The organism is Micromonospora sp. 4G55 (assembly GCF_016803375.1).
The window spans coordinates 1-6,365 of sequence record NZ_JAEVHN010000352.1 but is presented as its reverse complement, the minus strand read 5'-3'; the positions used below and the strand labels follow the sequence as shown (position 1 = coordinate 6,365).

7 protein-coding genes and 2 pseudogenes are annotated in these 6,365 nt (G+C 75.1%); 4 read left to right on the top strand and 5 right to left on the bottom strand.

The window, feature by feature from the left end:
* The 3 genes from JNW89_RS23970 to JNW89_RS23960 all read left to right on the top strand — a co-directional run.
* The coding region (locus JNW89_RS23970; protein WP_238450591.1) for a cellulose binding domain-containing protein at nt 1–668 on the top strand (668 nt) is incomplete at its 5' end.
* 18 nt (nt 669–686) lie between these two features.
* Nucleotides 687–1,268 carry a DUF488 family protein gene (locus JNW89_RS23965; protein ID WP_238450590.1) on the top strand — a complete coding sequence of 194 codons (582 nt, stop codon included), beginning with the start codon at nt 687–689 and terminating at the stop codon, nt 1,266–1,268.
* Between the two features lie 170 nt (nt 1,269–1,438).
* Complete coding sequence (locus JNW89_RS23960; protein ID WP_238450589.1) at nt 1,439–2,488, top strand: GlxA family transcriptional regulator; 1,050 nt, start codon at nt 1,439–1,441, stop codon at nt 2,486–2,488.
* Here the strand turns inward: JNW89_RS23960 and JNW89_RS38990 are convergent.
* The 5 genes and pseudogenes from JNW89_RS38990 to bioB all read right to left on the bottom strand — a co-directional run bounded on the left by JNW89_RS38990 (nt 2,380) and on the right by bioB (nt 5,623).
* A complete protein-coding gene (locus JNW89_RS38990) occupies nt 2,380–2,952 on the bottom strand; it encodes an MFS transporter (RefSeq protein WP_375155132.1) in 573 nt (190 codons plus the stop codon). The two genes, JNW89_RS23960 and JNW89_RS38990, sit on opposite strands and share 109 nt — an antisense overlap.
* Nucleotides 2,945–3,766: pseudogene (locus JNW89_RS23955) on the bottom strand (YbfB/YjiJ family MFS transporter); the annotation flags it as partial. The gene JNW89_RS38990 and the pseudogene JNW89_RS23955, both read right to left, overlap by 8 nt.
* Before the next feature lie 141 nt (nt 3,767–3,907).
* Nucleotides 3,908–4,414: a GNAT family N-acetyltransferase gene (locus tag JNW89_RS23950; RefSeq protein WP_238450587.1), complete on the bottom strand. Its 507-nt coding sequence runs from the start codon at nt 4,412–4,414 to the stop codon at nt 3,908–3,910.
* Between the two features lie 4 nt (nt 4,415–4,418).
* Complete coding sequence (locus JNW89_RS23945; protein WP_238450586.1) at nt 4,419–4,631, bottom strand: hypothetical protein; 213 nt, start codon at nt 4,629–4,631, stop codon at nt 4,419–4,421.
* Nucleotides 4,628–5,623 carry a biotin synthase BioB gene (bioB, locus tag JNW89_RS23940; protein WP_238450585.1) on the bottom strand — a complete coding sequence of 332 codons (996 nt, stop codon included), beginning with the start codon at nt 5,621–5,623 and terminating at the stop codon, nt 4,628–4,630. The genes JNW89_RS23945 and bioB overlap by 4 nt, the downstream gene beginning before the upstream one ends.
* A gap of 213 nt (nt 5,624–5,836) precedes the next feature.
* Between bioB and JNW89_RS23935 the strand changes: the two are divergent.
* Nucleotides 5,837–6,365 (top strand): annotated as a pseudogene (locus tag JNW89_RS23935) (aminotransferase class I/II-fold pyridoxal phosphate-dependent enzyme); the annotation flags it as partial.

Here is a 6,365-nt window from a genome sequence, read left to right as displayed (position 1 = left end):
CGACCGCCTCCCCGACGGTCTCGGTGACCACCCCGGCCGCGCCCGCGCCGGACATCACCGCGCCGACCGCACCCGGCACCCCGACCGCCGCCGCGGTCACCGCCACCGGGCTGACCCTCGCCTGGGGGCCGGCCAGCGACAACGTCGGGGTCACCGGATATCGGGTGTACCGGGAGGCCGGCGCGACGGACGCGCTGGTCGGCTCGCCCACCGGCGCCACGCTCACCCTCACCGGGCTGACCGCCTCGACCGCGTACACCTTCTACGTGGTCGCGGTGGACGCGGCCGGCAACGTCTCCGCGGCGTCCGCGCCGGTCACCGTGACCACCGCGGACCCGCCCGCCGCCGGGGCCTGCACGGTCGGGTACGTCACCAGCGACTGGAGCACCGGCTTCACCGCGAACATCACCATCACCAACACCGGTACGAGCACCCTGACCGGCTGGACGCTCGGGTTCAGCTTCCCGTCCACCGGGCAGCAGGTCGGCCAGGGCTGGTCGGCGACGTACCGCCAGACCGGCACCGCGGTGACCGCGACCAACCTCTCCTACAACGGCACGCTCGCGCCGGGGGCGTCGACCAGCTTCGGCTTCAACGGCACCCACACCGGCAGCAACCCCAGGCCCACCACCTTCACCCTCAACGGCGCACCCTGCACCGTCTCCTAGCGATCTGCTCCCGCGATCGTGGACACGTACCGTCGCACCGACCGGTACGTGTCCACGATCTGGGGCACCCTGGGTGGATGTTGGCTGACCGTCGGGCACGGGGCGGCCGACCGGGAGCGGTTGGCGGAGCTCCTGGGCGGCGCGGGGATCGCGCTCGTGGTGGACGTGCGGCGGTATCCGGCAAGCCGGACCAACCCGGACGTGTGGCGCGAGGAGCTGGAACGCTGGCTCCCGGAGCGCGGGATCGACTACCGCTGGGAACCCCGGCTCGGCGGCCGCCGACACGTCCACGCCGGGGAACCGGAGCCGGACACCTGGTGGACCGTTGCGGCGTTCCGCGCGTACGCCGCGTACACCCGGACGCCAGAGTTCGACGCGGCGCTGGACGAGGTGCTCTCCGACGCCGCCGGCCGGACGACCGCGGTGATGTGCAGCGAGAGCGTCTGGTGGCGTTGCCACCGGCGGCTGATCGCCGATGTGGCGGTACTCGGCCACGGAACGCCGGTCGCGCACCTCATGCCCGACGGCCGGCTCACCCCGCACCGCCCCGCCGCCGGTGCCCGCCGTCTCTCCGACGGCCACCTGCGCTGGGACGGCTGACCCAGCCCGGCTGACGCAGTCGGCCAGTTCGTCGGCGAGCAGCTCCACCAGCCACCAGATCCTGGACCCGCACCGTTGCATCCGAACGCCACCTGTCCAGGATTCAGAGCCGGCGGCGGCTCCGGGTGAACCGCTCCGGCGGGCGGGAGGGGCTGGCTAGGCTCGACGGCGTGCGGGCCGCGGAACGCAGTGACACCGTGCTCTTCGTCGTCTACGACGGGGTACGGCTGCTCGACGTCACCGGGCCGCTGGAGGTCTTCACCGTCGCCAACGAGCACGGCGGAACGTACCGGCCGGTGATCGCCTCCCCCGACGGCCGGGACGTGGTGAGCAGCGCCGGACTCCGGCTCGGCGCCGACGTGGCGCTGCCGGAGGTGACCGGGCCGATCGGCACGCTGGTGGTGCCCGGCGCACCGGACTGGCAGGCCACGGCCGCCGACCGTCCGCTGCTCGACCAGGTCCGCCGGTTGGCGGCCGGCTCGTCGCGCACCGCGTCGGTCTGCGCGGGGGCGTTCACCCTGGCCGCCGCCGGGCTCCTCGACGGGCGCCGGGTGACCACCCACTGGGACCTGGCCGACCAGCTCGCCGCGCACTTCCCGGCGGTCACCGTCGACGCCGACCCGATCTTCATCGCCGACGGGCGGGTGATCACCTCGGCCGGCATCACCGCCGGCATCGACCTGACCCTCGCCCTGGTCGAGGCGGACCTCGGCCCGGAGACGGCACGCACGGTGGCTCGGCAGCTCGTCGTCTTCATGCAGCGCCCCGGCGGGCAGTCCCAGTTCAGCGTCCGGGCCGCCACCCCGAGCACCCGGAACGATCTGCTGCGGCGGGTGCTGGACACCATCGCCGCCGACCCGGCGCAGCCGTACGACCTGTCGGGGCTGGCGGCCCTGGCCGGGGTCAGCCCGCGTCACCTGGGCCGGTTGTTCCGCACCGAGTTGCGCACCACGCCGGCCGGGTACCTCGACCGGGTCCGGGTGGAGGCGGCCCAGGGGCTGCTGGAGCGCGGCGACGAGACCCTCGACGTGGTGGCCCGCCGGGTCGGCTTCGGCTCGCCGGAGACGATGCGCCGGACGTTCCTGCGGGAGCTGGGCATCACCCCCGGCGCCTACCGGTCCCGCTTCCGCACCACCGGCATCGACGAGGGCCGGTCACCGCCGGAGGATGCCGGCCGAGCCGCCCCCGACGCCGACGCGCCGGGGGCGGCCCCTGCTTGACCGGCCCGTCCCCGATGCCGACGCCCCGGGGACGGCTCGGCCTTCCGATCAGCGGCCGGCGGCCAGCGCCGGCTCGCCGATGCCGGCGCGGCAGCCGGGGCGGGGTCGCGCTGACGCAACGCGACCAGCCCGGCCGCGGCGAGCAGCCCCACCGACAGCCAGAGCCCGACCTCCACCCCGCCGGAGTCGGCGAGCAGGCCCGACAGCAGCGGGCCGACCGCCTGGCCCACCGAGAAGGCCACCGTCAGCAGGGCGATGCCGGCGGTCCAGCCGCTCGCGGGCAGGGCCCGGCGGGCGAGCACCGTGGCCGCCGTCGGACCGGCCATGAAGGAGCTGCCGAAGACCACGGCCGACACCATCGCCGCGGGCAGCCCGGCCGGCAGCAGCAGCACCGGCAGCACGCCGAGCAGCACCAGCAGGGAGACCAGCGCCGGTGCCCGGCCGCCCGCCAGCCGGCCGACCACCCGCCCCCCACACGGTGAGGGTGGCGACGGCCGAGGCGAGACCCAGCACCACGAAGAACGCGGCGACGCCAGGGGTGCCGAGGCCCCGGTCGCGCAGCAGCGCGATCACGAAGGTCAGGTAGCTCACATAGCCGGCGCCGAAGAGCACGTACCAGCCGAACGTCGGGGCGAGCCGGGCCAGGTCCGCGCGGGGCAGCCCGGCCCGGGTGACCCCGGTCACCGGCGCTACGCGCCGCACCGCGAACACCGCTGGGCCGACCGCCAGCACCGCGACGATGCCCAGCAGCAGCCAGCCGGACCGCCAGCCGGCGTCCCCGGCCATGGTCAGCGCCGCCGGCACCAGCAGGCCGGAGAGCGCCACGCCGATGCCCACCCCGGCCATGTAGATCCCGACCAGCAGCGCGCCCCGGCGCTGCCCGTCGCCGGTGGCGACCCGGGCGGCCAGCGCCGAGCCGAGGACGAAGGCGACCGCGGTGGCCAGACCGCCCACGAAGCGCAGCAGGTTCAACACCGAATAGTCGGCGGTGGTCGCGGTGAGCAGCAGGGCCAGCGCGCCCACCGCCAGGGTGCCGACGAAGGCGGCGCGGTCACCGAACCGGCGGGCCCAGAACACCGCCGTGCCGGCGCCGATGACGTAACCCGCGGCGTTCGCCGTGTTCAGGCCGCCCGCCTGGGCGTACGTCCAGTGCAGGTCGTCGCGCATCGCCGGCAGCAGCAGCGCGTACGCGAAGCGGGTGAAGCCGAGCGCGACGACCGGCCCGGCGGCCAGACCGAGCGCGGTGAGCGCTTCTCGCCAGCGCGGGGATCGGGACATGGTTCCTCCTTGGTCGGCGGGCTCGTCGGCCCGCTGATCAGGTGGAACCTGCTGGGGTGGGTGGGTGATGGCCGGCGTTGCGGACGGCCGACCCTCGGATCGGGACATGCCGGGTCTCGCCCCGGACGACCGGAAGGTGGCTCAGTCGGCCAGTTCGTCGGCGAGCAGCTCCATCAGCAGCGCGTCGTGCCAGGTGCCGTCCTCGCCGCGCTCGTAGCGGCGCATGATGCCGACCGGCCGGAAGCCGACCTTCGCGTAGGCCCGGATCGCGGCGGTGTTCGCCGCCGCCGGGTCGATGGTGAGCCGGTGGTGGCCGTGCGCGGCCACCAGGTGCCGGGCCAGGGTGCGGATGGCGTCCCCGCCCAGCCCCGAGCCGTGCACCGCCGGGTCCAGGTAGATGTCCAGCGCGGCGTGCCGGTAGTCCGGGTCCGGCTCGGCGTAGTACTGGACCAGGCCGACCACCCGTCCGTCGTGCTCGACGACGTACGCGATCAGGTCCTCGTCGGCCAGCTCGGCGCGGACCGCCGCGGCCAGGTCGTCGCCGCCGCGCCACCACCGGCGCACCTCGGCGGTGGCCCGGATCGCCGCGAGGGCGGGCACGTCCGCGTCCGTCACCGGTCGCAGGATCACGCTCCGCCCCCGCAGCATCGCCTCAGCCCCGGATCTCGCCGTGCTCGACGCAGTCCGCCCAGCCGACCGGCAGCACCTGCACCTTCATCCGTCGGCGGCAGCGCGCGCAGTAGCGCGGCGGCTCCAGCGCCCGGGCCGCCGCGCACGCCGCGTGCGGACCGGCCGTGGCGTCCTCGCCGCAGCGGTCGCACCAGGTCACCGCCGGCTCCACAACGTCGGTCACGGTCGGCCTCACAGCGTGGCGGAGAGCGCCTTGACGGGCATCTTCAGGTCGTCGAGCAGCTGCAGGTCGGCGGTCGCCGGCCGGCCCAGGGTGGTCAGGTAGTTGCCGACGATCACCGCGTTGATGCCGCCCAGCAGGCCGTCCCGGGTGCCCAGGTCACCGAGGGTGATCTCGCGGCCGCCCGCGTACCGGAGGATGGTGCGTGGCATGGCCAGCCGGAACGCGGCGATGGCCCGCAGCGCGTCCTTGCCCTCCACCACCGGCCGGTCACCCAGCGGGGTGCCGGGGCGGGGGTTGAGGAAGTTCAGCGGTACCTCGTGCGGGTCCAGCTCGGCGAGCTGCGCGGCGAACTCGGCCCGCTGCTCCACCGTCTCGCCCAGGCCGAGGATGCCGCCGCAGCAGACCTCCATGCCGGAGTCGCGGACCATCCGCAGCGTCTCCCAGCGCTCCTCCCAGGAGTGCGTGGTGACCACGTTCGGGAAGTAGGAGCGGCAGGTCTCCAGGTTGTGGTTGTAGCGGTGCACGCCCATGTCGACCAGCTCGTCGACCTGCTCCTGGCTGAGCATGCCGAGCGACGCGGCGACCTGGATGTCGACCTCCGCCTTGATGGCGGCGACACCCTCGCGCATCTGCTTCATCAGCCGGGCGTCCGGGCCGCGTACGGCGGCCACGATGCAGAACTCCGTCGCCCCGGTCGCCGCGGTCTGCTTCGCCGCCTCGACCAGCGAGGGGATGTCCAGCCAGACCGACCGGACCGGGGAGGTGAACAGGCCGGACTGCGAGCAGAAGTGGCAGTCCTCCGGGCAGCCGCCGGTCTTCAGCGACACGATGCCCTCGACCTCGACCTCCGGGCCGCACCAGCGCATCCGCACGTCGTGGGCGAGCTGGAGGGCGGCGGGCAGGTGCTCGTCGGGCAGGTTCAGCACGGCGAGGACTCCGGCCTCGTCGAGGCCGACGCCGTTCTCCAGCACCTGAGTACGGGCCTGGTCGAGGATCTCTGGCATGGCTCGTACCCTACAAGGCCGCCCCGAGGCGGAGAAACGGCCGAGGTCGTTCGCTCGCCGAGCGTGACCGGCACCCCGGTGCGGCGACCCCGCGCCACGCCGGTGCCGGCCGGGCGGGTGGTAATTTCGCCCGGCGGCGCGTTGCTCGCCGACGACCTCCTCCGCGCCGGATGCCGGGGGAGGCGAGCTGCGCGGCGGAGGGAGACGGTGACGGTGGCGGACTGGCTGGCGGCCCTGGAGCGCCGCGCCGAGCTGCGGGCCAAGGCGGGGCTCACCCGCACGCTGCGCCCGCGCGCCGCCCGACGACGCCGTGGTCGACCTCGCCGGCAACGACTACCTCGGCCTGGCCACCCACCCCGAGGTCACCGCCGCCGCCGCTCGGGCGCTGTCCGCGTACGGGCTGGGCGCCACCGGGTCGCGGCTGGTGCGCGGCTCCACCGACGCCCACCACGCGCTGGAGGACACCCTCGGCCGAGTGGCTCGGCGCCGACCGGGCCCTGGTCTTCTCGTCCGGGTACCTGGCGAACCTCGGCGCGGTCCGGGCCCTGGTGCAGCCCCGTACCCTGCTCGTCTCCGACGCCCACAACCACGCCTCGCTGATCGACGGCTGCCGGATCTCCCGGCGCCGAGACGGTGGTGACCCCGCACGCCGACGTCGACGCGGTGGCCGCCGCGCTCGCCGCCGCTCCCGGCCGCCCGGCCGTCGTGGTGACCGAGTCGGTCTTCTCCGTCGACGGCGACC

What these genes read in the sequence shown, in the direction of transcription:
- JNW89_RS23950 (WP_238450587.1), bottom strand. Translation starts at nt 4,414, where the DNA reads ATGCTGCGGGGGCGGAGCGTGATCCTGCGACCGGTGACGGACGCGGAC.
- bioB (WP_238450585.1), bottom strand. Translation starts at nt 5,623, where the DNA reads ATGCCAGAGATCCTCGACCAGGCCCGTACTCAGGTGCTGGAGAACGGC.